The organism is Pseudomonas sp. PD9R (assembly GCF_019200975.1).
In the GTDB taxonomy this organism is placed as follows: domain Bacteria; phylum Pseudomonadota; class Gammaproteobacteria; order Pseudomonadales; family Pseudomonadaceae; genus Aquipseudomonas.
Map to the genome: position 1 here is coordinate 1 of NZ_JAHTMR010000014.1, position 23,276 is coordinate 23,276.

19 protein-coding genes and 2 rRNA genes are annotated in these 23,276 nt (G+C 59.4%); 13 read left to right on the top strand and 8 right to left on the bottom strand.

Annotation, left to right across the window (positions count from 1 at the left end):
• Both KUF73_RS23425 and rrf read left to right on the top strand, forming a co-directional pair.
• A 23S ribosomal RNA gene (locus KUF73_RS23425) occupies positions 1-102 on the top strand; the annotation flags it as partial.
• A 159-nt stretch (positions 103-261) separates the two neighbouring features.
• A 5S ribosomal RNA gene (gene rrf, locus KUF73_RS23430) occupies positions 262-377 on the top strand.
• A gap of 112 nt (positions 378-489) precedes the next feature.
• Here the strand turns inward: rrf and KUF73_RS23435 are convergent.
• Positions 490-1,413, bottom strand: coding sequence for a TIGR03571 family LLM class oxidoreductase (locus KUF73_RS23435; protein ID WP_218440384.1), 924 nt, complete (start codon positions 1,411-1,413; stop codon positions 490-492).
• A gap of 266 nt (positions 1,414-1,679) precedes the next feature.
• Here KUF73_RS23435 and mrdA point away from each other — a divergent pair, with 266 nt between their 5' ends.
• From mrdA to KUF73_RS23460, 5 genes are all read left to right on the top strand, one after another.
• Positions 1,680-3,572, top strand: coding sequence for a penicillin-binding protein 2 (gene mrdA / locus KUF73_RS23440; RefSeq protein WP_218440385.1), 1,893 nt, complete (start codon positions 1,680-1,682; stop codon positions 3,570-3,572).
• A gap of 130 nt (positions 3,573-3,702) precedes the next feature.
• Complete coding sequence (locus KUF73_RS23445) at positions 3,703-5,607, top strand: sigma-54-dependent Fis family transcriptional regulator (protein WP_218440386.1); 1,905 nt, start codon at positions 3,703-3,705, stop codon at positions 5,605-5,607.
• Positions 5,607-7,325, top strand: coding sequence for an ABC transporter ATP-binding protein (locus KUF73_RS23450; RefSeq protein WP_218440387.1), 1,719 nt, complete (start codon positions 5,607-5,609; stop codon positions 7,323-7,325). The genes KUF73_RS23445 and KUF73_RS23450 overlap by 1 nt, the downstream gene beginning before the upstream one ends.
• Positions 7,326-7,330: 5 nt before the next feature.
• The gene (locus KUF73_RS23455; RefSeq protein ID WP_218440388.1) at positions 7,331-8,008 is read left to right on the top strand and encodes a S8 family serine peptidase; all 678 of its coding nucleotides are present in this window, start codon (positions 7,331-7,333) and stop codon (positions 8,006-8,008) included.
• The gene (locus KUF73_RS23460) at positions 8,005-9,300 is read left to right on the top strand and encodes a tryptophan 7-halogenase (protein ID WP_218440389.1); all 1,296 of its coding nucleotides are present in this window, start codon (positions 8,005-8,007) and stop codon (positions 9,298-9,300) included. Before KUF73_RS23455 ends, KUF73_RS23460 begins: the two co-directional genes overlap by 4 nt.
• A 114-nt stretch (positions 9,301-9,414) precedes the next feature.
• On the opposite strand, the gene KUF73_RS23465 is transcribed toward KUF73_RS23460, so the two are convergent.
• The gene (locus KUF73_RS23465; RefSeq protein WP_218440390.1) at positions 9,415-10,905 is read right to left on the bottom strand and encodes an aldehyde dehydrogenase; all 1,491 of its coding nucleotides are present in this window, start codon (positions 10,903-10,905) and stop codon (positions 9,415-9,417) included.
• A gap of 499 nt (positions 10,906-11,404) precedes the next feature.
• Here KUF73_RS23465 and peaA point away from each other — a divergent pair, with 499 nt between their 5' ends.
• The 4 genes from peaA (at position 11,405) to peaD (ending at position 15,966) form a co-directional block, all read left to right on the top strand.
• Positions 11,405-12,985, top strand: a complete 1,581-nt coding sequence (gene peaA, locus KUF73_RS23470) for a quinohemoprotein amine dehydrogenase subunit alpha (protein WP_218440391.1) — start codon at positions 11,405-11,407, stop codon at positions 12,983-12,985.
• A gap of 81 nt (positions 12,986-13,066) precedes the next feature.
• Entirely contained in the window at positions 13,067-14,497 is a 1,431-nt protein-coding gene (gene peaB / locus KUF73_RS23475) for a quinohemoprotein amine dehydrogenase maturation protein (RefSeq protein WP_218440392.1), read from the top strand.
• A gap of 1 nt (position 14,498) precedes the next feature.
• Positions 14,499-14,822 carry a quinohemoprotein amine dehydrogenase subunit gamma gene (gene qhpC / locus KUF73_RS23480; protein ID WP_218440393.1) on the top strand — a complete coding sequence of 108 codons (324 nt, stop codon included), beginning with the start codon at positions 14,499-14,501 and terminating at the stop codon, positions 14,820-14,822.
• Positions 14,823-14,847: 25 nt separating this feature from the next.
• A complete protein-coding gene (gene peaD, locus KUF73_RS23485) occupies positions 14,848-15,966 on the top strand; it encodes a quinohemoprotein amine dehydrogenase subunit beta (protein ID WP_218440394.1) in 1,119 nt (372 codons plus the stop codon).
• 60 nt (positions 15,967-16,026) lie between these two features.
• Here the strand turns inward: peaD and KUF73_RS23490 are convergent, their stop codons facing one another.
• The 3 genes from KUF73_RS23490 to KUF73_RS23500 form a co-directional block, all read right to left on the bottom strand.
• Positions 16,027-16,431, bottom strand: coding sequence for a lysozyme inhibitor LprI family protein (locus KUF73_RS23490; protein WP_218440395.1), 405 nt, complete (start codon positions 16,429-16,431; stop codon positions 16,027-16,029).
• A gap of 63 nt (positions 16,432-16,494) precedes the next feature.
• Positions 16,495-16,893: a GFA family protein gene (locus KUF73_RS23495; RefSeq protein WP_218440396.1), complete on the bottom strand. Its 399-nt coding sequence runs from the start codon at positions 16,891-16,893 to the stop codon at positions 16,495-16,497.
• Positions 16,886-17,821, bottom strand: coding sequence for an ADP-ribosylglycohydrolase family protein (locus KUF73_RS23500; RefSeq protein ID WP_218440397.1), 936 nt, complete (start codon positions 17,819-17,821; stop codon positions 16,886-16,888). The genes KUF73_RS23495 and KUF73_RS23500 overlap by 8 nt, the downstream gene beginning before the upstream one ends.
• 203 nt (positions 17,822-18,024) lie before the next feature.
• On the opposite strand from KUF73_RS23500, the gene KUF73_RS23505 reads away from it, so the two are divergent.
• Positions 18,025-18,513 (top strand): SRPBCC family protein, encoded by a 489-nt coding sequence (locus tag KUF73_RS23505; RefSeq protein WP_218440398.1) that lies wholly within the window; start codon positions 18,025-18,027, stop codon positions 18,511-18,513.
• Between the two features lie 322 nt (positions 18,514-18,835).
• On the opposite strand, the gene inhA is transcribed toward KUF73_RS23505, so the two are convergent.
• Positions 18,836-19,522 carry an isonitrile hydratase gene (inhA, locus tag KUF73_RS23510; protein ID WP_218440399.1) on the bottom strand — a complete coding sequence of 229 codons (687 nt, stop codon included), beginning with the start codon at positions 19,520-19,522 and terminating at the stop codon, positions 18,836-18,838.
• A 91-nt stretch (positions 19,523-19,613) separates the two neighbouring features.
• On the opposite strand from inhA, the gene KUF73_RS23515 reads away from it, so the two are divergent.
• A complete protein-coding gene (locus tag KUF73_RS23515) occupies positions 19,614-20,597 on the top strand; it encodes a GlxA family transcriptional regulator (RefSeq protein WP_218440400.1) in 984 nt (327 codons plus the stop codon).
• A gap of 72 nt (positions 20,598-20,669) precedes the next feature.
• Here KUF73_RS23515 and KUF73_RS23520 read toward each other — a convergent pair whose 3' ends face one another.
• Both KUF73_RS23520 and KUF73_RS23525 read right to left on the bottom strand, forming a co-directional pair.
• Positions 20,670-21,065: a hypothetical protein gene (locus KUF73_RS23520; protein ID WP_218440401.1), complete on the bottom strand. Its 396-nt coding sequence runs from the start codon at positions 21,063-21,065 to the stop codon at positions 20,670-20,672.
• A gap of 231 nt (positions 21,066-21,296) precedes the next feature.
• Complete coding sequence (locus KUF73_RS23525) at positions 21,297-23,123, bottom strand: glycoside hydrolase family 15 protein (RefSeq protein WP_218440402.1); 1,827 nt, start codon at positions 23,121-23,123, stop codon at positions 21,297-21,299.
• Positions 23,124-23,276: the final 153 nt, after the last annotated feature.

The window sequence follows — 23,276 nt, forward strand, 5'->3', positions numbered from 1 at the left end:
CCCCTGAAGGGCCGTCGAAGACTACGACGTTGATAGGTTGGGTGTGTAAGCGCTGTGAGGCGTTGAGCTAACCAATACTAATTGCCCGTGAGGCTTGACCATATAACACCCAAGCAATTYGCTTGCTTCGAGCCCAAAAGCGAAAGAGCACCAGATTGCGGTGTGTGAAGACGCAATGAACCGAAAGTTCRAGAGCAACACACAAATCTATTACATACCCAATTTGCTGAAACGTTGAAAGACGGATCAGTACCCGAATTTCTTGACGACCATAGAGCCTTGGAACCACCTGATCCCATCCCGAACTCAGTAGTGAAACGATGCATCGCCGATGGTAGTGTGGGGTTTCCCCATGTGAGAGTAGGTCATCGTCAAGATTAAATTCCGAAACCCCAATTGCGAAAGCAGTTGGGGTTTTGTTTTGTCCGCAGGAAAGTACCGCGCAAATAAAGGGACGGCCTGATGGCTGTCCCTTTTTCTACCGCTGCATTAATGAAACTTTGGCAGCACGTGTTCTGCGATCTCTTCAATAATCTCTGCAACGGGTCTCTCGCTGCGACGCAAGTGCAGACCAATATGTTGCACGCCTGCCTCGCGTAATGCCTGAAGTTCGTCAATCAACGCCAGACGTCCACAACTGCCGCCGAAATGGACACGGTGCATTGGCGCATGGGGATTGGCTGCTAGATCCAAATGCACAAAGCTGATGTAGGGCTTGTCGCCGCTGACCTCACGCCACAACCCAACTCGACGACGATGCTCCTCCGGCGTTCCAGGGTAGGCGAGCCAGCCATCCATGTGTTCGCCAATCCACGATGGTGATTGCTGGCCAAGGCCCGCCACCAGCAGCGGCATTGACTCATCACGCTCCGGAAGCAGGCGAGCACCTTCAGGCAAACGACCTTTCCCCTGGCTGTGCAGCAACTCAACGGTATTGCGAAAGATCTCGCCGCGTTGCTCATAGTCCACTCCAAACAACGGATATTCCATCGGTCGATCGCCACTGGCCACGCCCAGCAGCAGACGCCCATCACTCAGTTCATCGACACTGTTAGCCGACTTGAGTGTCAGCCAAGGCTGACGCAAGGGAAGCACAACAGCTGCCGTACCCAGCATGATGTTGTCAGTGATGCCTGCCAGGTAACCCAAGTAGGAAAAGGTTTCGAACACCTGTGCAGCATCACCAAAGTGAGGGTCGTAAATGGGTACATCTCGGACCCACAGCGCACGGAAACCGGCCTTGTCTGCCAGGCGCGCCATGGCTGCATGCTGCTTCAGGTCCGGCACACCAAACGGGCGACCTTCAGCGACTCTCAATCGCTGACCATCGTTGGACCAATCATTGTCCAGCGGCAATTCCAGCCCGATGGAAAACTCCTTCGAACCCAGTAATCGTTGAAATCGTGGATGCATAAATTAACTCCAAAAAAAACGATGGAATGACATACACCCAGTATCCATACGCCGGTCAGCAAGAAAAATGCACGAATAGGAATATCAATCTTGAGCAAAACGCACGAGTGGCGAAACACATTAAGGTTTTACCATTCACAAAAACTACCGTTAGAGGAAATCGAACTAAAGTGACCGGACAGTTTTTGGTATGGTGCAGCTCCTTTTTAACGGACTGATTTCAAGCCCACGGATCGGCACCTCATCTTCAAAGAGTTGCTACAGAAATGCCTGAACCGATACCCATCAAGGATCACGAAAAAGAGACGCGCCTGGTCAACAAAAGGCTGATGGCCTGCGCCTTGTTCGTCGCCGCCATTACTTGTGCACTTGTGGTGCGCATGTACGTCTTGCAAGTAGTCGAGTTCGACTATCACTCCACGATTTCCGAAAACAACCGCGTCCACGTTCTTCCAATCACCCCCACCCGTGGATTGATTTATGACCGCAATGGCGTGGTCTTGGCGGACAACCGGCCCAGTTACAACCTGACCATCACCCGCGAGCGCGCTTCGGATGTCAAAGAGGAGCTGGATGAGGTAGTCAACCTGCTGCACTTGCCCGCTGAGGACCGCACGCTGTTTGACAAGGCGATGAAGCAGGCGCGGCACCCGTTCGTGCCGGTGACACTGTTCTACGAACTGACCGAAGAGCAGATCGCCGTGCTGGCAGTCAACGAGTTCCGTCTGCCGGGCCTTGATGTCGAGCCGCAGTTCGTACGCCATTACCCGCTGGCCGAGCATTTCGCGCATTCAATTGGTTACGTCGGGCGTATCAACGAGAAAGAATCCAAGGTTCTGGATTCGGTCGAGTACCGGGGCACCCAGTCCATCGGCAAGACCGGCGTTGAAAAATTCTACGAATCGGAACTGCACGGCCAAGTCGGTTACGAGGAAGTCGAAACCAATGCACAGGGCCGTGTACTTCGAGTGCTCAAGCACACCGACCCGATTCCCGGTAAAAACATCGTCTTGAGTCTCGACGTCAAACTTCAGGAAGCTGCCGAAGAAGCCTTGGGTGATCGCCGTGGATCGGTGGTGGCACTCGATCCGTCGACCGGCGAAGTGTTGGCGATGGTCAGCAAGCCGAGCTTTGACCCGAACCTGTTCGTCACCGGCATCAGCTTCAAGGAATACGCGGCACTTCACGATTCGATCGATCGGCCACTGTTCAACCGCGTACTGCGTGGACTGTATGCGCCGGGCTCAACCATCAAACCGGAAGTGGCAATTGCCGGGCTCGATACCGGTGTGGTCACGCCGCAGACCCGCGTTTTCGACCCCGGCTATTACCAACTCCCCGACTTCGATCACAAGTACCGCAACTGGAACCACAGCGGCGACGGTTGGGTGGACATGGACGCGGCGATCATGCGCTCCAACGACACCTATTTCTACGACCTCGCGCACAAACTGGGCATCGATCGCCTGCACGACTACATGGCAATGTTCGGTCTAGGCGAAAAGGTCTCGCTGGACATGTACGAAGAGTCCGCCGGGCTGATGCCGTCCCAGGCCTGGAAGCGCGCCACGCGTCGTCAGCCTTGGTTCCCCGGCGAAACGGTGATCCTTGGTATTGGCCAGGGCTACATGCAGGTCACGCCGCTGCAACTGGCCCAGGCCACGGCGCTGATTGCCAATAAAGGCGTCTGGAACCGCCCGCGTCTGGCCAAGACCGTCGACGGTGTTGTGCCGGTGGATGAGCATCCGATGCCGAACATCCTGCTTAAAGACCCGCGTGACTGGGAGCAGGTCAACCATGGCATGCAGATGGTGATGCACGATGCCCGTGGTATTGCTCGTGCTGCAGCAGTGGGTGCGCAATACCGTATTGCCGGCAAGAGTGGCACCGCGCAAGTGGTGGCGATCAAGCAGGGCGAGCGTTACAACCGCGAGAAGACCCAGGAGCGTAACCGCGACAACGCCTTGTTCGTCGGTTTCGCCCCGGCCGAACACCCGAAGATCGTCATCTCGGTGATGATCGAAAACGGCGAGGCCGGTGGCCGTGTTGCCGGTCCAGTGGTGCGGCAAATCATGGACGCCTGGCTGCTCGATCAGGAAGGCCATCTGAAACCGCAATACGCGGCACCGAGCAAAGCGCCGGGTGATCCTCACGTTTAAGAACGCTGACGCGATCCGCCTGGCGGAACACAAGCGCCGTAAGGCACTTGCCATCGCCCTTACGTTAACGTAAAGATTGCGGCAGGGCGCCGTTGTTTAAAGGCGCAGGGCGGACGACCCGGAGCGCTTGATGACGCTAATAAAAACAAACTCTCCCAAACTGCACCGCGAAGCCCGGCTGGCCCGGGAAAAGCTGCACTTGGAAGGCGAAGTACCGGACGGTGTCCTGCGCGCCGAAATCGACGCTTCGTGGCGACGCAGTCTCAGTCATGGTGTGCATTTCAATGCCAAGCATGAACTGGCACTGGCATCGAGTGCCGGCCTGGACGTGTTGCTGGCGAGCAATCGCTTGCTGATCGACGCCGCATTACCGGCTATCGATTACCTGGCCGAGCGCCAGGGCAAGGAAGGGTTGATCATCCTCGCCAACTCCGATGCGACCATTCTTGCTGTTGAAGGACGTGCTGACCGGCTCAAGGGCAGCGGCCTGCAAGACATCACCCTCGGCGCTTGCTGGAGCGAAGCCGCGCGCGGTACCAACGCGCTCGGTACGGCGCTGGTAGAAGCGCGGCCAACCCTGATCGATTGCGGCGAACATTACCTGGATCGCCTCAGTGATTTTTCCTGCACGTCGGTGCCGATTTATTGCCCGCAGGGTGAGATCCTCGGCGTCCTCGACCTGACCCGCGAAGGCCCACTCGGTCGCGCCCACGACAGCACCGCGCTGCTGGCCATGGCCGTCAGCCAGATTGAAAGCCGGGTGTTCAACGCCAGTTACCCGGACGAGATCGTCCTGGCTTTTCACAGTCGTCGTCAGTACCTCGAATCCCCTTGGCAGGGCCTGCTGGCGGTGAGCCTTGGCGGTCAGATACTCGCCGTCAGCGCCCAGGCCTGCCAGTTGCTGCATGCCGAGCGCTCCGCACTGGTTGGCCGGCGCTGCGAAGAGTTTCTCGGCGTCGATGGCCTGCAATTATTGGCCCGATTGCATCAGGGCGGTGCCGGTAGCCTGCAGACCGCCAAAGGCGAATTTTTCTACAAAACCCTGCGTGCGCCGCAACGTTCGATCAACGTCAGCACACCGCCGCGCAGCGCCCCCAAAACCGCCAAGGCGCAACCGGATCTGGAAACCCTGGCCGGCAGCAACGTCCGTTATGCCCGCGCCTTGCGCATGGCCCGCCAAGGCCTGGCCAACGAGTTGCCGGTGTTGTTGCTGGGTGAAACCGGCACCGGTAAAGAAGTCATCGCCCGCGCTCTGCACATGGCTGGCACCCGCTGCGACAAACCCTTCGTCGCGGTGAACTGCGCGGCGATTCCTGAAGGCCTCATCGAGTCCGAACTGTTCGGTTACCGCGAAGGCGCGTTCACCGGTTCACGCCGTGGCGGCATGATCGGGCGACTTCAACAGGCCCACGGCGGCACGCTGTTTCTCGATGAAATCGGCGACATGCCACTGGCTTTGCAGGCGCGTCTGCTAAGGGTGTTGCAGGACCGCAAAGTCGCGCCGCTGGGCGCCGGTGAAGAGCAGGACATCGACGTCGCGCTGATCTGCGCCACCCACCGTGACCTCAAGCGCCTGGTGGAAGAAAAACACTTTCGTGAAGACCTGTTCTACCGGGTCAACGGCATCAGCGTGATACTCCCAGCCCTGCGCGAACGGGAAGACTTCAGCGGTCTGGTCAGCCGTTTGTTGGCCAAACTCGACGCGCCAACGGTGGTGCTGCATGACGACTTGAGTCGCTTGCTCGGTGGCTACCACTGGCCGGGCAACATCCGCCAATTGGAGATGGTCCTGCGCACCGCGCTGGCCATGCGCGAACCGGGGGAAACCGTCCTGACCCTCGATCATTTGCCCGACAGCATGCTCGACGACCTGAACGCCAGCGAACGGCCGCAGTCCGGCAGTATCCGCGAAAACGAACTGGAGATGATTCGCCAGTCCCTGGACAACCATCAGGGCAACGTCTCGGCCGCCGCCGATGCCCTGGGCATCAGCCGCGCGACCTTGTATCGCAAGCTCAAACAGTTGCGCTCGTGATGCAGCGCCTGATCGTTCGGCTGATCGACAGCCAGAACCCGCAAGCCCTGCAATCGGCGTTGCAGTGGCTGTACAGCTTCGTGCGTCCCCATCGACTGGCGATTGCAGGGTTGCTGGGTTTATCGGTCTGCGCTTCGGCGTTGGTGCTGGTGCAGCCATGGCTGACCAAACTGCTGATCGACGATGGTCTATTGGCGCGCAACTTTCCGAAGCTAATGCTGATCGCCGGGTTGATGATCGTCGCCGGGCTGCTGGGCACGGCACTCTCCGGGATCAATCGTTACCTGCACACGCGGCTGTCCGGGCGCATGTTATTTGCCCTGCGCGACGACCTTTATCGGCATTTGCAAACCCTGTCGCCGAGCTTCTATGGCCAGCGGCGCATCGGTGATTTGATGTCGCGCCTCGATGGCGATGTCGCCGAAATTCAGCGCTTTGCCGTGGACTCGCTGTTCTCGGCAGTGTCCAGCGTGATCGGGCTGGTAGTCGCCATTGCGATGCTCCTGACGCTGTCATGGAAACTTTCGTTGCTGGCACTGGTGCTGATTCCCCTCGACGTGCTTTGGCTGCGCTGGATGCGGCGCAAAGTCGAGCGCGATGTGCGGCAGTTGCGCGAACGCTCGGCGGACATGTCGTCATTCATGGTCGAGACCTTACCGGTGATGAAATTCATCCAGTCTGCCGGCCAGCAACAACGCGAGGCGCGACGTCTAGAAAGCCTGGGTCAGGGCTACATGAGCCAGTTGCTGCGCCTGCAAGTCACCGAGTTTTTCACCCAGGCCGTGCCAGGCACGCTGACCTCGCTGTCCCGGGCCTGTGCGTTTTTGATCGGCGGTTATTGGGTGGTGCAAGGCACCTGGCAATTGGGTGCGTTGATCGCCTTTTCGACTTATCTGGGTATGGCTGTCGGGCCGGTGCAGAGCCTGCTCGGACTGTACGTTGCGATTCAACGGATGACCGTCAGCCTCGGGCGCGTCATGGAGCTTCGTGGCGAACAGCCGACCGTGCTCACACCGAACACGCCGAAACCGATGCCGGCCTCTGGTGAACTGCGTTTCGATAACGTGCACTTCAGCCACCCCGGCCGCACCACGACCCTGCGCGGTATCGAAGCGCGTATTCCTTATGGTTTGAAAGTGGCCCTGAGCGGCGGCTCCGGCGTCGGCAAATCAACCCTGATCGACCTGCTGCAACGGCACCACGATCCACAGTCCGGGCGGGTGTTGTTGGGGGAGGTCGATGTGCGCGAACTGGACCTGTTCCAGCTGCGTCGTCGCATCGCCGTAGTCAGTCAGGACATCGTGCTGTTTCGCGGCAGCCTCGCCGACAACCTGGCGTATGCGGTGCCGGACGCCAGCCGTGAAGCGATTGCCGAAGTGGCGCGCCTGGCGCAACTCGACAGCCTGATCGCGTCCCTGCCCGAAGGCCTTGACAGTCCTTTGGGTGAACGCGGCCAGCAGTTATCCGGTGGGCAGAAACAACGCATCGCGATTGCCCGCGCACTGCTACAAGACCCGTTGATTCTGGTGCTCGACGAAGCCACCTCGGCGGTGGACGAAGCCACTGAGCGCGAAGTGATCGAAGCCATTGACCGCCTGTTTGCCGGGCGTACGCGCATCCTGATCAGCCATCGCCCTTCAACCTTGGCCGATGCCGATCTGCGCTTTGAATTGCTCGATGGTGTGCTGGTTTCGAAAACGGTGCTGCATGAAGCCTGAGCCCTATGAAACCTGAGTTGCGCATCGGCGTGGTGGACAGTGGTCACTCGGCGGCGCAACGGGTGCAGGTGATCGCCGGCCGGTGTTTTTCGCTGGTGGAGGATGGGCTTGCCGAAAGCGATTTGCGCGATGATCCGTTGGGCCATGGCAGCGCAGTGATCGAGGCCATCGGCCGACGTGCACCGTCGGCGCTGTTTTGCGTGGCTCAGGTGTTTGACCAGCGCGGCGTCACCAGCGCCTTGCAGATCGCCACGGCGATTGACTGGCTGGTGGCGCAGGACGTGCGCTTGATCAATTTGAGTCTCGGCTTGCGCCAGGATCGCAGCCTGTTGCGCACGGCTTGCGCGGCAGCGGTAGAGCGGGGCGTGCTGCTTTGCGCGTCCAGTCCGGCTCAGGGCGATGGCGTGTATCCAGCGAGTTATCCAGCAGTGCTGCGAGTGACCGGCGATGCGCGCTGCGCCGAACTCGAATGGTCGTGGCTCAACAGTGCCCAGGCGGATTTCGCTGCCTGTGTGCATGGCACCTATCCGGGGCAATCTGGTGCCAGCCTCGGCTGTGCGGCGTTGAGCGGGCACATCGCGGCGTTTCTGGTGGCACACCCTCCGGCGAGCAACGAGCAGGTCATCCAGTGGCTGCGCGATAACGCCCGTTACCGTGGCCCCGAACGGCGCTTAGGGCCATGACAAGGATTGTGATTTTAGGCGCCGGCCCGGCGGGTGCGGCGGTTGCGCTGGGTTTGCGGCGGCTCGGTTATGCCGTGACGCTGGTCAGCGAGTGGCGTCGCTTTGCCGCGCTGGAAGGCGTTTCCGTGCGGGTGCTGGAAGCCATGCGCGGTGCAGGTCTGCATCAGGCGTTGGCGGATGCGGTGTTGCCTTCTCAGCGACAGGTGTCGTGGAACGGCCGGCAACACGCACAGAACATCGAATACCTGCTGGATCGCCCGAGCGTTGATCGAGGCCTGCGCGAAGACCTGCGTCAGGCGGGCGTTGAATTGATCGAAGGCCGGGTGCTGACGGTTCAGACATCTGCTGACGGGCACCGGATCGAAATCCAAGGGTGCGAAACACGGGTTGCGGATTTCCTCGTCGAGGCCCGTGGGCGTCAGGCACCCGCCCTCGGTAAAGGCTTGCGCGGTCCGGAGACAGTCAGCCTGCTCAACCGCTGGCAAGGCACGTCGGGTAACACGGCCAGTGCAGTGGAGAGCCTTGAGGACGGTTGGGCCTGGATGGCGCGCCGAGCCGATGGCCAGTGTTACTGGCAATGGACGGTGGACGTGGTCAGTGCCGGCTTGCCGGGCAAGACTATGTTGCTCGATTACTGTCGTCGGCGGCGTCTGGATTCTTCGGTGGCCCGGGCATTTTTCGGCAACGATCCGGAACTGGATTTGCAGCTACACGCCCGCAGCAGCACAGCAATTCTGAGCCCGCGGGTATGCGGCGATAACTGGATTCGGGTCGGCGATGCGGCGATGGCGGTGGACCCGCTGTCGGGCAATGGCATCTTTCAGTCCTTGTCGTCGGCGTTGCAGGCACCGACGGTGATCAACACCTTGCTGTGCAAACCTGAGCGAGCGGCGTTGGCCCAGCGCTTTCATCAGCAACGCGTCGAGCAGTTGTTTTTACGCTTTGCGCGGATCGGTCGTGATTTTTATGCCGATGAGCAGCGCTGGCTCGATCTGCCGTTCTGGCAGGCTCGGCGACAATGGCCGGATGCTGAGGTCGCCCATGCCGAGGCGGATTTCAATGCGCTGAGGATCGAGCGAGCGCCAGTGCTGCGGGACGGGTTTGTCGATGAGGCTGAGGTGGTGATTACGGCGGATCAGCCGCTGGGGATCTGGCATGTGCAAGGGGTTGAGCTGGCGTCGTTGGTGCGGCGGTTGCGCAGCGAGCCGGCGGACCAGGTTTTGGCGGGTTTGACGGTGGAGCAGGGGCGGACAGTTCGGGGGTGGTTGTTGGCTCAGGGTTTCAAACCCTGATTTTTTGCATTGGCCGGTCGGGCCTCTTCGCGGGCAAGCCTCGCTCCTACAGGGTATCGCGAGACCCTGTAGGAGCGGGCTTGCCCGCGATGGCGCCCGTGAGGACGCCGCGGATTACAACTTGATCAACACCGACTTCAACTCGGTGTAATGCTCAATCGCCGCATACCCCATCTCGCGCCCGACCCCGGACATCTTGTAGCCACCAAACGGCAGCGCCGGGTCCAGGGCGCTGTGGCAGTTGACCCACACTGAACCGGACTTGATCCGCGGAATCATCCGATGCACTGCCGCCAGGTCATTCGACCAGATGCTCGCCCCCAACCCGTAAGGGCTGTCATTGGCCATGCGCAACGCATCGGCTTCGTCATCGAACGGAATCGCCACCAGCACCGGGCCGAAGATTTCTTCCTGCACCAGCGAATGCTTCTGATCGACGTCAACAATGACCGTTGGTTTGACGAAGAACCCAGGGCCGAACTGTTCGCCACCGCACGCAATGGTCGCGCCGCTTTCCCGGCCTTTTTCGATATAGCCATACACCCGTTCCTGCTGACGCGCCGAGATCAACGGCCCCATCTCGACGCTCGGGTCCAGGCCATTACCGAGCTTCATCGCATTGGCGATGCCGGCGATATCCGCCACCACATTGTCGAAGTGTTTGCGCTGCACATACAGGCGTGAACCGGCGCAACAAACCTGGCCCTGGTTGAAGAAAATCGCGCTGGCAGCACCTGCGGCCGCGCTCGGCAAATCGGCATCGCCCATGACGATGGTCGGCGATTTGCCGCCCAGTTCCAGAGTGACGCGGGTCATCGAGTCCATGGCGATTTTGCCGATCTGCTTGCCCACGGCGGTAGAGCCGGTGAAGGTCAACTTGTCCACCAAAGGGTTATGCGTCAGGGCGGAACCGGCGGTGATACCGGTGCCGGTGACCACGTTGAAAACGCCTTCGGGGTAGCCGGCTTCCAGTACCAGTTCGGCCAGCTTCAGCGCTGTCAGCGGGGTTTCGTCGGCCGGTTTGAGCACTACAGTGCAACCGGTGGCCAGGGCCGGGCCGAGTTTCCAGCAGGCCAGCAGCAGCGGAAAGTTCCAGGCGACGATCGCGCCGACCACGCCTACCGCTTCGCGACGGATGAAACTGTGGAACTGATCGTTGGGCATCAGCGGCAGCGACACCTCGACGCTGGAGCCTTCGATCTTGGTCGCCCAACCGGCCATGTAGCGCAGAAAGTCGATGGCCAGTTGCACGTCCATCACCTGCGCAACGGCGGCGCTTTTTCCATTGTTCAGGCATTCCAGCTGGGCCAGCAGTTCGGCGTCGCGCTGCATCAGGTCGGCGAGTTTCCACAACAGGTTCTGCCGCTCCCGGGGCCGAGTGCGGGTCCACGCCGAATCATCGAACGCCTGACGCGCGGCAAGCACCGCACGGTCGACATCGTCCGGCGTGGCCCGTGGCACTACGCACAGCACTTCGCCAGTGGCCGGGTTGTGCAGGGGCATGGTCTGACCGTCGGCGGCCTCGATCCAGTCGCCACCAATAAGCATGCGCGGAGCGCGCTGGATGAATGCCGTAGTGGCGGGAAGCAGGTTTGGAAGCGACATGTTGAAACCTCGTCTTGTTCGTGTGGCGAGGTCTTTCGCAACGGTTGTGCCAGTTGTGGTTTTTTTAGTGAAAGCCCCATGCGACGGGCAATGGCAGGTGCTTGAGCAATGCATGGCGAGTGCCGGACGTCGCAAATTGCGACGCGGTGAGACGGCCAAGATCAAATGTTCGCAGCCTTCGGCAGCTCCTACACAGGAGTCGGCATACACCTGTAGGAGCTGCCGAAGGCTGCGATCTTTTGATCTTGATCCTATGCTTGTCTCAGAGTGAAACAGTTGTCGCGATATTGGACGCCTGCCGTTCGCTTCAGAAGTCGACAAGGACTCTTTATTTCAATCAACCGGTTGATAAATAACACTATTCGTAAGCTGGCACGCTCCGTGTATTGCTCATCGCAGACGTTTCTCTTGCCTCCGTCAGCGGATCAAAGCCGACGGCAGAAACCAAAAAAACGATAAGCCACAAAAATAAGAAAGCACCGTGCGAGGTTCGACGTTGATGAAGAGAAAACTCCGATCAGGTATGAGCGCCAGCTTGCTGGCCGTAGCCGCTTGTGTAGCGCTGCATTCGCCTCATAGCCTGGCAGCCCGAGACGCCCAGACCATCCTCAAGGAAACCTGTCAGGGCTGTCACACCCCCGAAGCCGATAACGCCCTGAGCCGTATCAGCCACCAGCGTAAAACGCCGGAAGGCTGGCTGATGAGCATTGCCCGGATGCAGACCATGCACGGCTTGCAGATCAGCGATGAAGACCGTCGCACGCTGGTCAAGTACCTGGCCGATACACAGGGCCTGGCACCCAGCGAAACCGATGGCGTGCGTTATGCGATGGAGCGCCGGCTCAACACTGTCGAGCAATTCGACGAGAAGACCAGCCAAATGTGTGGCCGCTGCCACTCCGGTGCACGGGTTGCCCTGCAGCGGCGTCCGGCCCAGGAATGGGAACGCTTGGTGAATTTCCACCTCGGCCAATGGCCGTCGCTGGAATATCAGGCTCTGGCCCGTGACCGCGACTGGTTCGATATCGCCCGCAAAGAGATGGTGCCATTGTTGGCCAAGCGTTATCCGCTGGACAACCCGGCCTGGAAGAAATGGCAAAGCGTTGCGCCGAAAAGCGATGCACTGGTGGGTGACTGGAGCTTCAGCGGTCACGTGCCGGGCAAAGGCGAACTGGCTGGCGTGATGAGCGTGACGGTAGACGGCAGCGACACCTTCAAGGTCAGCGTCAAAGGTCAATACGCCGACGGCACGCCGTTCAATGGCGACGGCAGCGCGATTCTCTACACCGGCTACGAATGGCGCGGCAACGTGACCATCGACGGCGTGACCATGCGCCAGGTGTTCGCTGCCCAAGGCAACGCCATGCAGGGGCGGATGTTCGAGGCCGAGCATGATGAACGTGGTCTGGATTTTGTCGCAGCCAAGCAAGGCTCCAGTCGTCTGCTCGCAGTGCAGCCGGGTTACCTGAAGGCCGGCAGCGAAACCGAAGTCACCCTGATCGGCAGCGGCCTCACCGGCAAACCGAACTTCGGCAAAGGTGTGGAAGTGGTCGAAGTCGTGGAGCAAAGCGCGGACCGGATCAAGGTCAAACTCAAGGCTGCCGCCAATGCCCAACCGGGCCTGCGCGAAGTCACCCTTGGAACGCTGAAAGGCCCGAGCCTGTCGGTCTACAACAAGATCGACGCGGTCAAAGTGGTGCCGGAATTCTCGGTGGCGCGGATCGGCGAGGGCGGTGGTTCGACGCCGAAAGTCCAGGGCCGTTTCGACGCCGAAGCCTGGGGCAAGGGCGCGGATGGCAAGCCGTATCGCATCGGTGTATTCCCGGCGCAATGGAAGGTCGAAGCATTCGACGACCGCGCCAAGGAAGATGACGACGTCAAGTTTGCCGGCACCATGCAGGCCGACGCAGGCGTATTCACACCGGGCGATGCCGGGCCGAATCCGGCACGCAAAATGTCCACCAACAATGCCGGCAACCTCAAGGTCATCGCCGCCGTCGACGACGAAGGGAAATCCCTGACCGGCGAAGGCCACATGATCGTGACCGTGCAACGCTGGAACAGTCCACCCATTCCATAAGTTGGCTGAAACCCACAGCTTCAGACACTTTTTCGGAATGACCGCAGGCCCCGCACTCGGGGTTTGCATTGGAGGTTTGCAATGGGCGCTATCTTGAATCTGGTCGAACGCAACCTGCACGAAGTGCACGTCGATGCCGACCGCATTCTGTTTCACATCCCCAGCAGTTCGCTGTTTGCCAGCGATGAGCTGACCGGCACCATCATCGATACCTTGCGTGGTCCTGGCTGTTCCTCGGACGACCTGATCCAGCGCCTGGCCGCGCGCTTCAGCGGTGAGGAAATCACCGAAACCCTGCGCGAACTGATGGCCCTGGAACTGGTCAGCGACGGCTCGCCACTGACCCCGGACATCGCCACCAAACGCGTCGAGCGCACGGCGATCAATACCGTGGTGCTCAACGTCAACACAGGTTGCAACCTGAGCTGCACCTACTGCTACAAGGAAGACCTCGACAAGCCTTCGGCCGGCAAGAAAATGGACGTCGAAACCGCGATCGCTTCGGTGGAAATGCTGCTGCGTGAATCCCCGGACGAAGAGCGTTTCACCGTGGTGTTCTTCGGCGGCGAACCATTGAGCAACCGCAAGCTGATCGAGTACATGGTCGACTATTGCGAGAAGCGTTTCCGCGAGGCTGGCAAGTTCGTCGAATTTGTCATGACCACCAACGCCACGCTGCTCACCGAAGAAACCGTGGACTACCTCAATGCCCACCGGTTCGGTTTGTCGGTAAGTATCGACGGACCGAAAACCGTGCACGACCGCAACCGCATCACCGTGGGCGGGCAGGGTACGTACGACGTGGTGCGGCGTAAGGCCGAGATGCTGCTGTCGCGTTACAACAGCCGTCCGGTCGGTGCACGCGTGACGCTAACCACTGGCGTGACGGACGTCGAAACCATCTGGGATCACCTGTTCAACGAACTGGGTTTTGCCGAAGTCGGTTTTGCCCCGGTGACCTCCGGCGACATCAGCACATTCAACCTGACCAGCGACGAGTTGATCGAAGTCTTCGCCAATATGAAAAAACTCGGTCGGCGTTACCTGGAAGCGGCTTTGGAGCACCGCAACATCGGTTTCTCCAACCTGCACCAGTTGATCACCGATATCCACGAAGGCCACAAGAAAGCCCTGCCGTGCGGCGCGGGCCTGAAGATGCTGGCGGTGGACTACAAGGGTGAATTGAACTTGTGCCACCGCTTCACCGGGTCGAGCCTGCCGACCTTCGGTAACGTCCACACCGCCGTGAAACAGGTGGAGTTGAACGACTTCCTGTCCCAGCGCCTGGACCGCACCAACACCGGCTGCGAAGACTGCCAGATCCGCAACCTGTGCTCCGGCGGCTGCTACCACGAGAGCTACGCCCGCTACGGCGACCCGACGCACCCGACTTATCACTACTGCGAACTGATGCGTGACTGGGTCGACTTCGGCATCGAGGTCTACACCCGGATCATGGCTCACAACCCTGCGTTCATCAGCAGCTACATCACTCCGCGCAAGGCTCACTGATATGAAACATCTCAAGGCAATCAATAACAAAGCGTTGAAGCTGGATCAGGCCGCGGACGAAAACCGCATCGAAGAAGTGGTCGCGATGAGCTCCGTGGCGGGTTGCGCCTCGACCACCGACCCCGGTTGGGAGATCGATGCGTTTGGCGGTGTGTCGTCGCTGTGCCAGCCGATGGAGGCTGACTTGTATGGCTGCTCCGACCCTTGCTGGTGGCCAGCCCAGGTGCCCGACATGATGAGCACGTACCCGGACTGGAACAAGGATGCCCAGTCGTCCAACGAAAACTGGCGCAACCTCGGCACGGTCTTCCCCAAAGACAAGTGATCAGAACAAGAAGAAGGATTCCAGCATGCACAGCATCAAAGCCTGCGGCCTGGCCGCGTTCGCCGTCCTGAGCACCTTGTCGCTCAGTGTCCTGGCCGATGAAAACAGCGCGTTGCAAGACGGTCACGAGTACATGTTGACCACCAATTACCCGAACAACCTGAACGTGATCGACCTGGCCACCGACACGCTGTTCAAGACCTGCAAGATGCCTGACGCCTTCGGCCCTGGCACCGTGCAACTATCGCCGGATCGCAAGACCGCTTACGTGCTGAATAATCACTATGCGGATGTCTACGGCGTCGAGCTGGACAATTGCAAACAGGTGTTCCACGCCAGCATCACCCAGAAACCGGGGGAGAAAGCGAAGTCGATGTTCGCCTTCACCCTCAGCCACGACGGCAAGGAACTGTTCACCATCGCCAACCCGACATTGATGCTCAACGATCACTACGAAGTGCAGCAGCCTCGGCTTGATGTGTATGCGACCAGCGCCGGCATGGACGCCAAACCGCTGCGCAGTTTCCCGGCGCCGCGCCAGCTGACCATCATGCAGAGCGGTGACGATGGCACGCTGTACGTGGCGGGGGCGGATGTCTACAAGGTCAATGTGCAAACCGGCAAGTTCGACGTGCTGATCCCGAGCCGTCACTGGAAACGCCCGAACTACAGCGCGCCGGACGTGCTCTATGTGTGGAACCAGCAGACCTATCGGCATGATTTTTCGCTGCTCTATACCGCAGCGAAATTCAAGGATAAGAAGCAGGACCCGTTGACCGCCGAATACCTGTATGGGCTGTTCAGCATCGACCTGAAAACCGGCAAGACCGAAACCACCGACTTCGGTCCTCTGACGGAGATTTACTTCAGCGGCATGCGCTCGCCGAAAGACCCGAACCTGATGTTTGGTGTGCTCAACCGCTTGGCCAAGTACGACATCAAGCAGAAGAAACTGCTGCAGTCGGCGACGCTTGATCACTCTTATTACTGCATTTCCTTCAACAAGGATGGCAGCAAGATCTACCTGGCCGGGACCTTCAACGATGTGGCGATCTTCGATGCCGATAGCCTGAAACAGATCGGCAGTATCAAGATGCCGGGCGGGGATATGGCGATTACCACGGCACAGGTTTTTGTGCGGTAGAGCAGATCAAAAGATCGCAGCCTTCGGCAGCTCCTATATGAGGCTGCGATCTTTTCGCTTTTAAGGGTTGGATGGCACCGGACACCCCAAATCCCCTTCCTGACACTTCAAGTAAGTCTTGAACGTCTCAACCCGCGCCTTGGTCAATTGCGTCACGCAGTTGCTATAGATCAGCGGATAAACACTCCCGCCTTCGACACCCGACGCCGAAAACTTGCACTCGGCATCCCGAAACGCAACCCACGAACGCTGCGCGCCCACCAACAGCTTCTTGCTGTCCGGATTGCTTTTCAGTCGTGTGCTGATTTGCTGGTACAGGGCATTCAATTCCTTATCCGCCGCCATATGTTCCTGCGATGCACATTGGTTCATCGTGGCTTGGTCGGCGGCGTTGTCGCAATCGACGGCATGGGCCAGGGCGGTGAACAACAAAGGCGTCAGCGCCAGAAGAATGCGTGAGTGCATGGGGAAACTCGCTTTGGCAGGGAAAATTGAGGTGCAGTTTAGCGCGATGGAATATTGCGCCATCTACGTTTGCCATTCCGGGTATTTTTTTACCGCTTCGTATTCAAGCCAGGGTAAATCGTGGGACGTCCAGATATGCGCCTGAGGCGTCATTTTCGGGTCGTCGTCCAGTGTCGCTACTCGAACAATGACGTGCGGCTGGGCCAAGCGTTCCGCCACCAAATGCGAGCCGCAGACCGAACAGAAATGCCGCAGTTTGCCCGGCGACGATTCATAGCTGCTCAGCCGATCCTGGCCCTTGGTCCAGCGAAAGTGCTCGCGCATCACCCCGGCATTCGCGGCGAATTGCGCCGCATGCGCCTTGCGGCAGGTCTGGCAGTGACAATGACTGATAGGCACGTCGAGGCTTTCGACTTCGTACTGGACGGTTTTGCAGAGGCAGCTTCCGCGCAGGCTATTCATGGAGCTCTCCTGAGGGAGTGAGTACAGTGGCTGCCCGAAGTAACGCGTCAGCCATGGCTTGAATTTCTTTGCGTAGGTGCAGCTTCCCTAGCCAGTGTTCGGGAATGGCCTTTACGCCGTAGTGGGCACCGGCCAATTGGCCAACGATAGCAGCGGTGGTGTCCGCATCGTCGCCCAGGTTGGCCGCTTTGAGAATGGCGGCTTCAAAGCTGTCCGTGTGATGGAAGCACCACAAGGCTGCTTCGAGTGAGGCAACGCAATAACCGCTGCCCCGGATATCGCTTGCAGATTTATCAGAGTAATCGGCTCGGGCGATGGCCGCGACTTTTGGTTCAAGGCATGTCGTCTTTGCGGCACTGAGCAAGTCGCGCGTGGGTGTGCCTTGCAAGGCCATGCAGGTCAGCTCGGCGAACAACTGGCAACACTCGACCGCTTCCGGTGCGGCGTGAGTCGTTCTGGAACTGTTCGCGGCAAATGTTCGCACCCGTTCGCGGTCCGGAAAGTAATACAAAACCACCGGAGCCAGTCGCATCAACGAACCGTTGCCGGCGGTGCAGGGATCGCGGGAGCCCGCGAAGGGGATGCCTGTTGCCTGATAGCGGGCCAGCGCATCACTCACAGTCATGCCAATGTCGAAGCACTCCCCGGTTGAACTCAGGTAGCCGTGTCGCCACCAAGCGAGGTAGCGGTTCATTTGATCGGTTGCATCAAAGCCATTTTTAATCAGCAGGCTTTCAGCCAGGCACAGCGCCATTGAGGTGTCGTCGGTCCATTGACCGGGCTTCAGGTTGAAGGGGCCACCGCCTGCCATGTCGGTCAGGGCCGGGAATGTACCGCGCGGCTGGAATTCGACAGTGGTGCCAACGGCATCGCCGCAGGCCAGGCCGAGCAAGGCCCCGCGATATCGTTCCGTAAGTGAGGGCTGCATGAATCTACCTTTTTGCGACATCGGTCTGGCGGTAAACGTTAGCAGTTTTGGCTGACTGCCATTCCTCTCAAAGGCAGAACTAATTACTGGAAATGCAGCCGAATATTTCAGGAAAAGTTGATTTGCTATACCTGACGGGTACAACTTTAGCGCTGGACATGGGGTCTTACAGGCCTACTGTTGTTCAGTACAGGAGGTGACTAATGAACCCAGCATCAGATCGCATCGAAAGAAAGATTTTGCTCAAGGCGCCGCGTTCACAGGTCTGGCGAGTGATCGCCCATGCCGAAGAATTCGGGAAGTGGTTTGGCGTGGCACTCGACGGCAAGCGTTTTGTCGCCGGTGAGTGGACCCAGGGGCAGATTACCTACCCCGGTTACGAGCACCTGCGCTGGAATGTGCTGGTGGAGCGGGTCGAGCCGGAGCGGTTGTTTTCGTTTCGCTGGCACCCTTACGCAGTAGAGCCGGAGTTCGATTACTCCCAGGAACCCACCACGCTGGTGAAGTTCGAGCTCGAAGACATGGACGATGGCACGCTGCTCAAGGTGTCCGAGTCCGGTTTCGATCACATTCCCCAGCATCGCCGCCTCAAGGCGTTTCGCATGGACAGCCGGGGCTGGGATGAACAGATGAACAACATCGAACAGTTTCTTGTGGAAAGGGCAAAGGCTCACGAGCATCAGGATGATTGACGGAAACCTGCTGACGGTCCCGGAACACGCGGCCTCCAGGCAAGGCACCTGAGTCATCTAAGGGTTTTCGGAAGGGCTGCTATGGCGAATGTCTTACACGCGATGGTAGCTATGTCGTCTATTGAACTTTGGATCCCATGCGTATTCTGGCCCCATCCACTGAAGCACAGGCAGTGCTCAGGATCATGGATGATCGGCCATTTGCATGGAATGCTGACGACAGGGAGTCGTAATGGTCTTGGAAGAACCCGCTTCGGCGGGTTTTTTTATGAGCGAATGAAAAGTAATGGCTGCGAGGACTTGGTCCCCGCAGCCATTTTGTTCACTGAAGATCGAGTTTCTCTGCTGCACGCCGGGTAATTTCCGCGCGCAGTTTCAATGAAGCAGCCGCACGTTTACGGGCCTCTTCCAGTACGCCGGTTGGCGCGGTTTCAGGGCTGCCAGACTGGAACGGCGGTGCCGGCGCGTATTCCAGCTGCAATTGCACCAGTTCGGCGGTGTCCTTATCGAACAATTCAGCGGCCAGGGTCAGGGCAAAATCGATTCCTGCAGTGATCCCGCCACCGGTCAGCAAATTGCCGTCGCGAACCACTCGATCCTTCACTGCGATTGCGCCCAGTGGCGCCAGCAATTCGTGATAGGCCCAGTGAGTCGTGGCGCGTTTACCCTTCAACAGGCCTGCCGCGCCGAGCACCAGTGCTCCGGTGCAAACCGAGGTGACGTAACGCGCATTGGCCGCCTGTTTCTTGATGAACGCCAGGGTCTGCTCATCCTCCATCAACGGCCCGACACCACTACCACCGGGAATGCAGATCACATCCAGCGCCGGGCAATCGTCGAAGGTGGCGGTGGGTTTGAGCATCAGGCCGGTGCTCGCGGTGATGGGCAGCAAGTCCTTCCAGATCAGATGCACCTTCACATCCGGCAGCGAAGCCAGCACGTCGTACGGGCCGGTCAGGTCGAGTTGCTGAACCTGTGGAAACAACAGAAATCCGATCTGCAGGGTCATGGTGTTTTTTCTCGTGAAGTGGGTGGACGACTTCACTGTAGGCGCCTAGGATTTGGCGCATACGCCAATCAGCCCACGAATTACGCCAATCATGCCTAAATCCATTCATGTGCTCGCCTTCACTAACGTGCAATTGCTCGACGTAACGGGGCCGCTGCAGGTATTTGCGTCGGCGAACGACATCGCTCGCCAGCAAGGGCTGCCGGCGCCTTATGCACCGACGGTGATTGCCAGTGGCGGCGGGGCGGTGATGTCGTCGGCGGGATTGGCGTTGTTGACCGAACCATTGCCCGAGCAGGGCAGCGACACCTTGATCATCGCCGGTGGCTGGGGCGTTTATGCGGCAGCGGAAGATGGACCTCTGGTGAGCTGGGTGCGCGAGCATGCGGCGGGGTGTCGACGGGTTTCATCGGTGTGTACGGGGGCGTTTTTGCTGGCAGCCAGCGGTTGGCTCGATGGCCGGCGCGTCGTTACCCATTGGACTCGCTGCGAGCAGTTGGCTCAGCAACACCCGCAATTGCAGGTCGAGCCTAATCCGATTTTCATCAACGACGGTCCGGTCTGGACCTCGGCCGGCGTCACCGCTGGCATCGACCTGGCGTTGGCCATGGTTGAGCAAGATCTCGGTCGGACCATGGCCCTGGAAGTCGCGCGGCAACTGGTGGTGTTCCTCAAACGCCCCGGCGGCCAGTCGCAGTTCAGCGTGACCTTGTCTTTACAGAAAGAAGGCAGCCGTTTCGACGAACTTCATGCCTGGATCAGTGAAAACCTCACCAAGGACCTCGGCATTCCGACCCTGGCCTTGCAGGCCGGCATGAGCGAACGCAGCTTCGTTCGCCACTACCGCGCCGACACCGGGCAGACCCCGGCCCGGGCAATCGAATTGATCCGGGTCGAAACTGCGCGACGCCTGCTGAGCGACACCGGCGTGCCGATCAAGCGGGTCGCCGTGCAATGTGGATTCGGCAGCGAAGAAACCCTGCGGCGCAGTTTTCTGCGTGCCATGGGCGTGACGCCGCAAGCCTACCGCGAGCGGTTTTCCGTCAGCGTTGCAGTCGATCCAGTAATGCTTTGAGCGTGGGATTGGGTGCCTCTTCCGCAGTGTTATGCCCATCGAGTCAACGTGGACGCTATGGGGAAATCAGCACTATTCAACGGCGTCCACTTCCGCCACCTGATTAAAATACTTCGTCCGATCCGGCGTAAACGTCACCACCATTCGCGTGCGTGAACAGGTCAGCGCCCGCTCCTCGGCCACATCCACATCCAGATCCTCCCCGCGCAAGCCCTGCCACTGGGCGAGGTATTTCAGGGAGCCGTATTTTTCGCGTTTTTTCAGGCCGCGGCTGACGCCACCTTTCCAGCCCAGGACCGGCAGTTCGTCGGCGAGGCATTGTTGGGCCAGTTCGGGTAAACGGGCGGCGCGCTGGCGGCCGATTTCCCAGCATTTGATCAGGCCCTTGTCATCGGCGTCCCACAGTTCTTCGCGATTCAGGCCGGTTCGTAAGGGGAGGTCGATGCTGCGATGGATGCGTTGGCTCATTCGGGTTCCTTGAATTCGGGTTGTGTTGGACAGCTCCGCTGTACCCGTTGAGCACGGATGTTAGGTGGCGATGCAGTGACTGGCAACAAGGTATTTCGGGGGCATGGGCGTCGGTGTTGTTTAAGAAATGTAGGGCGTGGGCCTACACAGATACCAACGCAAGGACACTGTTGGTGGCGAGGGAGCAAGCTCCCTCGCCACAGGTGATCGGTCGCGCCAGAAAACCCCGATTTACGGCTGCCAAAAACTCTTCTCCCCACTCAATCTCCGATCCAGAAAACACGCCGCGCTGATCAGTGCCAAATGCGTCAGCGCTTGCGGTGTGTTGCCCATGTGCCGCGCGTGGCTGTCGAATTCCTCGGCGTACAACCCCAGTGGATTGGCGTACCGGAGCAGTTGTTCGAATTCCAGATGGGCTTTCTCTACGCGTCCGGCGCGCGCCAGGCATTCGACGTACCAGAAGGAACAAGCGGCGAAGGCGCCTTCAGAGCCGGGCAGGCCGTCGATGTGGGTTTTGTCGTTGTGGTAGCGGTAGACCATGCCGTCGCGCACCAGGTGTTTTTCGATGGCGTCGAGGGTCGTGAGCCAGCGTGGGTCTTTGGCGCTGACGAAACGCACCAGCGGCATCAGAAGCATCGAACCGTCGAGGGCAGTGCCACCGATGTGCTGGACGAAATGCCCACGCTCTTCGTTCCAGAAGTTGTCCCAGATGTCGGCGTAGATCGCCTGGCGGGTCTGATCCCAACGGGCGAACGGCGCGGGCAGTGAGCGTTTAGAGGCGAGGCGAATCGCCCGGTCCAGCGCCACCCAGCACATCAGTCGCGAGTGCAGGAAATGATGCTGCTCGCCGCGCATTTCCCAGATGCCCACATCCTCTTGCTGCCAGGTTTCGCAGACCTGATCGACCACTTCCATGGTGTGCTTCCAGCCTTCATGGGAAATGGCTTCGCCGTATTTATTGACCAGGTAAATGGCGTCCATCAGTTCGCCAAAGATGTCGAGCTGGACCTGCGCATAAGCCAGGTTGCCAATACGCACCGGTTTCGCGCCGCCGTGACCGGACAGGTGCGAAAGCTCGATCTCCGGCAGTTCCTGGCGGCCATCGATGCCGTAGAGAATGTTTAATTTCATCGACTTGCCATGACAGTCGCTGACCCGCCCGCGCAACCAGCGCATGTAGGCGTTGGCTTCTTCAACAAAACCCAGGCGCATAAAGGCATAGACGGTAAACGAAGCATCGCGGATCCAGGTGTAGCGATAGTCCCAGTTGCGTTCTCCGCCAACGGTTTCCGGCAGGCCAAATGTCGCGGCGGCCAGGATCGCGCCGTGCTTGCGCGAGGTCAGCAACTTCATTGCCAGTGCCGAACGGTTGACCATTTCCCGCCAGCGGCCGCGATAGTTGGACTGGCCGATCCAGTCGCGCCAGAACTTGAGCGTGCGTTCCAGGCACAGCGCGGCGGCACCGTCCTTGAAGCGCGGATCGTCGATGGCACCGAGCAAAAATTGCGCAGTCTGGTCCTGCTCAAGGGTGAATTCGGCGGTTGCCGCGTTGCGATCAATCTTTAAAGGCTGATCCGCCGACAGGCGCAGGGACGGTTGATCGGCGGCCTCGAAGATCACGTCGTTCTTATCCATGCGCGCGTGGGTGTTGGCGCGGGCATAGTCATGACGCACGGCGCAGCGCAGGTGGAATGTCGCTTGGCCACTGACCACCCGGACGCGACGCATCAGCATCGGCAAGTCGTCTTCGGTATCGCCGATGGGCAGCAGATCAGTCACTTCGACCACGGCGCGGTCGCTGAGCCAGCGGGTTAGCAGCACGTTGGTGTCCGGCAGGTAAATCTGTTCACGGCGTGCGTCGGGCAAGTCCGGGGACAGCTGGAAGATGCCGGCTTCGGGGGTGTCCAGCAGCGAACAGAAAATCGATGGGCTGTCGAATTCCGGCCAGCAGAAAAAATCCACGCTGCCTTTGTCGTTGACCAGCGCGGCGCTGCGCATGTCACCGATGATGCCGTGGGCGTCGATGGGGCTTTGGCGTTCGGGATGATGATCAGCCATTGTTTCGGGGCTCCGGGTTTTACGATGAGGGCCTTAGTAGCTGACTGGTTTGGGCGGGTTGGAGTTCATTTGTCTGCGGTTACAGGGTGAGCGTTCTGGCCTCATCGCGAGCAGGCTCTCTCCCACAATGGATTTGTGTACACCGATTAATGT

What these genes read in the sequence shown, in the direction of transcription:
- KUF73_RS23435 (WP_218440384.1), bottom strand. Translation starts at nt 1,413, where the DNA reads ATGCATCCACGATTTCAACGATTACTGGGTTCGAAGGAGTTTTCCATC.
- mrdA (WP_218440385.1), top strand. Translation starts at nt 1,680, where the DNA reads ATGCCTGAACCGATACCCATCAAGGATCACGAAAAAGAGACGCGCCTG.
- KUF73_RS23445 (WP_218440386.1), top strand. Translation starts at nt 3,703, where the DNA reads ATGACGCTAATAAAAACAAACTCTCCCAAACTGCACCGCGAAGCCCGG.
- KUF73_RS23450 (WP_218440387.1), top strand. Translation starts at nt 5,607, where the DNA reads ATGCAGCGCCTGATCGTTCGGCTGATCGACAGCCAGAACCCGCAAGCC.
- KUF73_RS23455 (WP_218440388.1), top strand. Translation starts at nt 7,331, where the DNA reads ATGAAACCTGAGTTGCGCATCGGCGTGGTGGACAGTGGTCACTCGGCG.
- KUF73_RS23460 (WP_218440389.1), top strand. Translation starts at nt 8,005, where the DNA reads ATGACAAGGATTGTGATTTTAGGCGCCGGCCCGGCGGGTGCGGCGGTT.
- KUF73_RS23465 (WP_218440390.1), bottom strand. Translation starts at nt 10,905, where the DNA reads ATGTCGCTTCCAAACCTGCTTCCCGCCACTACGGCATTCATCCAGCGC.
- peaA (WP_218440391.1), top strand. Translation starts at nt 11,405, where the DNA reads ATGAAGAGAAAACTCCGATCAGGTATGAGCGCCAGCTTGCTGGCCGTA.
- peaB (WP_218440392.1), top strand. Translation starts at nt 13,067, where the DNA reads ATGGGCGCTATCTTGAATCTGGTCGAACGCAACCTGCACGAAGTGCAC.
- qhpC (WP_218440393.1), top strand. Translation starts at nt 14,499, where the DNA reads ATGAAACATCTCAAGGCAATCAATAACAAAGCGTTGAAGCTGGATCAG.
- peaD (WP_218440394.1), top strand. Translation starts at nt 14,848, where the DNA reads ATGCACAGCATCAAAGCCTGCGGCCTGGCCGCGTTCGCCGTCCTGAGC.
- KUF73_RS23490 (WP_218440395.1), bottom strand. Translation starts at nt 16,431, where the DNA reads ATGCACTCACGCATTCTTCTGGCGCTGACGCCTTTGTTGTTCACCGCC.
- KUF73_RS23495 (WP_218440396.1), bottom strand. Translation starts at nt 16,893, where the DNA reads ATGAATAGCCTGCGCGGAAGCTGCCTCTGCAAAACCGTCCAGTACGAA.
- KUF73_RS23500 (WP_218440397.1), bottom strand. Translation starts at nt 17,821, where the DNA reads ATGCAGCCCTCACTTACGGAACGATATCGCGGGGCCTTGCTCGGCCTG.
- KUF73_RS23505 (WP_218440398.1), top strand. Translation starts at nt 18,025, where the DNA reads ATGAACCCAGCATCAGATCGCATCGAAAGAAAGATTTTGCTCAAGGCG.
- inhA (WP_218440399.1), bottom strand. Translation starts at nt 19,522, where the DNA reads ATGACCCTGCAGATCGGATTTCTGTTGTTTCCACAGGTTCAGCAACTC.
- KUF73_RS23515 (WP_218440400.1), top strand. Translation starts at nt 19,614, where the DNA reads ATGCCTAAATCCATTCATGTGCTCGCCTTCACTAACGTGCAATTGCTC.
- KUF73_RS23520 (WP_218440401.1), bottom strand. Translation starts at nt 21,065, where the DNA reads ATGAGCCAACGCATCCATCGCAGCATCGACCTCCCCTTACGAACCGGC.
- KUF73_RS23525 (WP_218440402.1), bottom strand. Translation starts at nt 23,123, where the DNA reads ATGGCTGATCATCATCCCGAACGCCAAAGCCCCATCGACGCCCACGGC.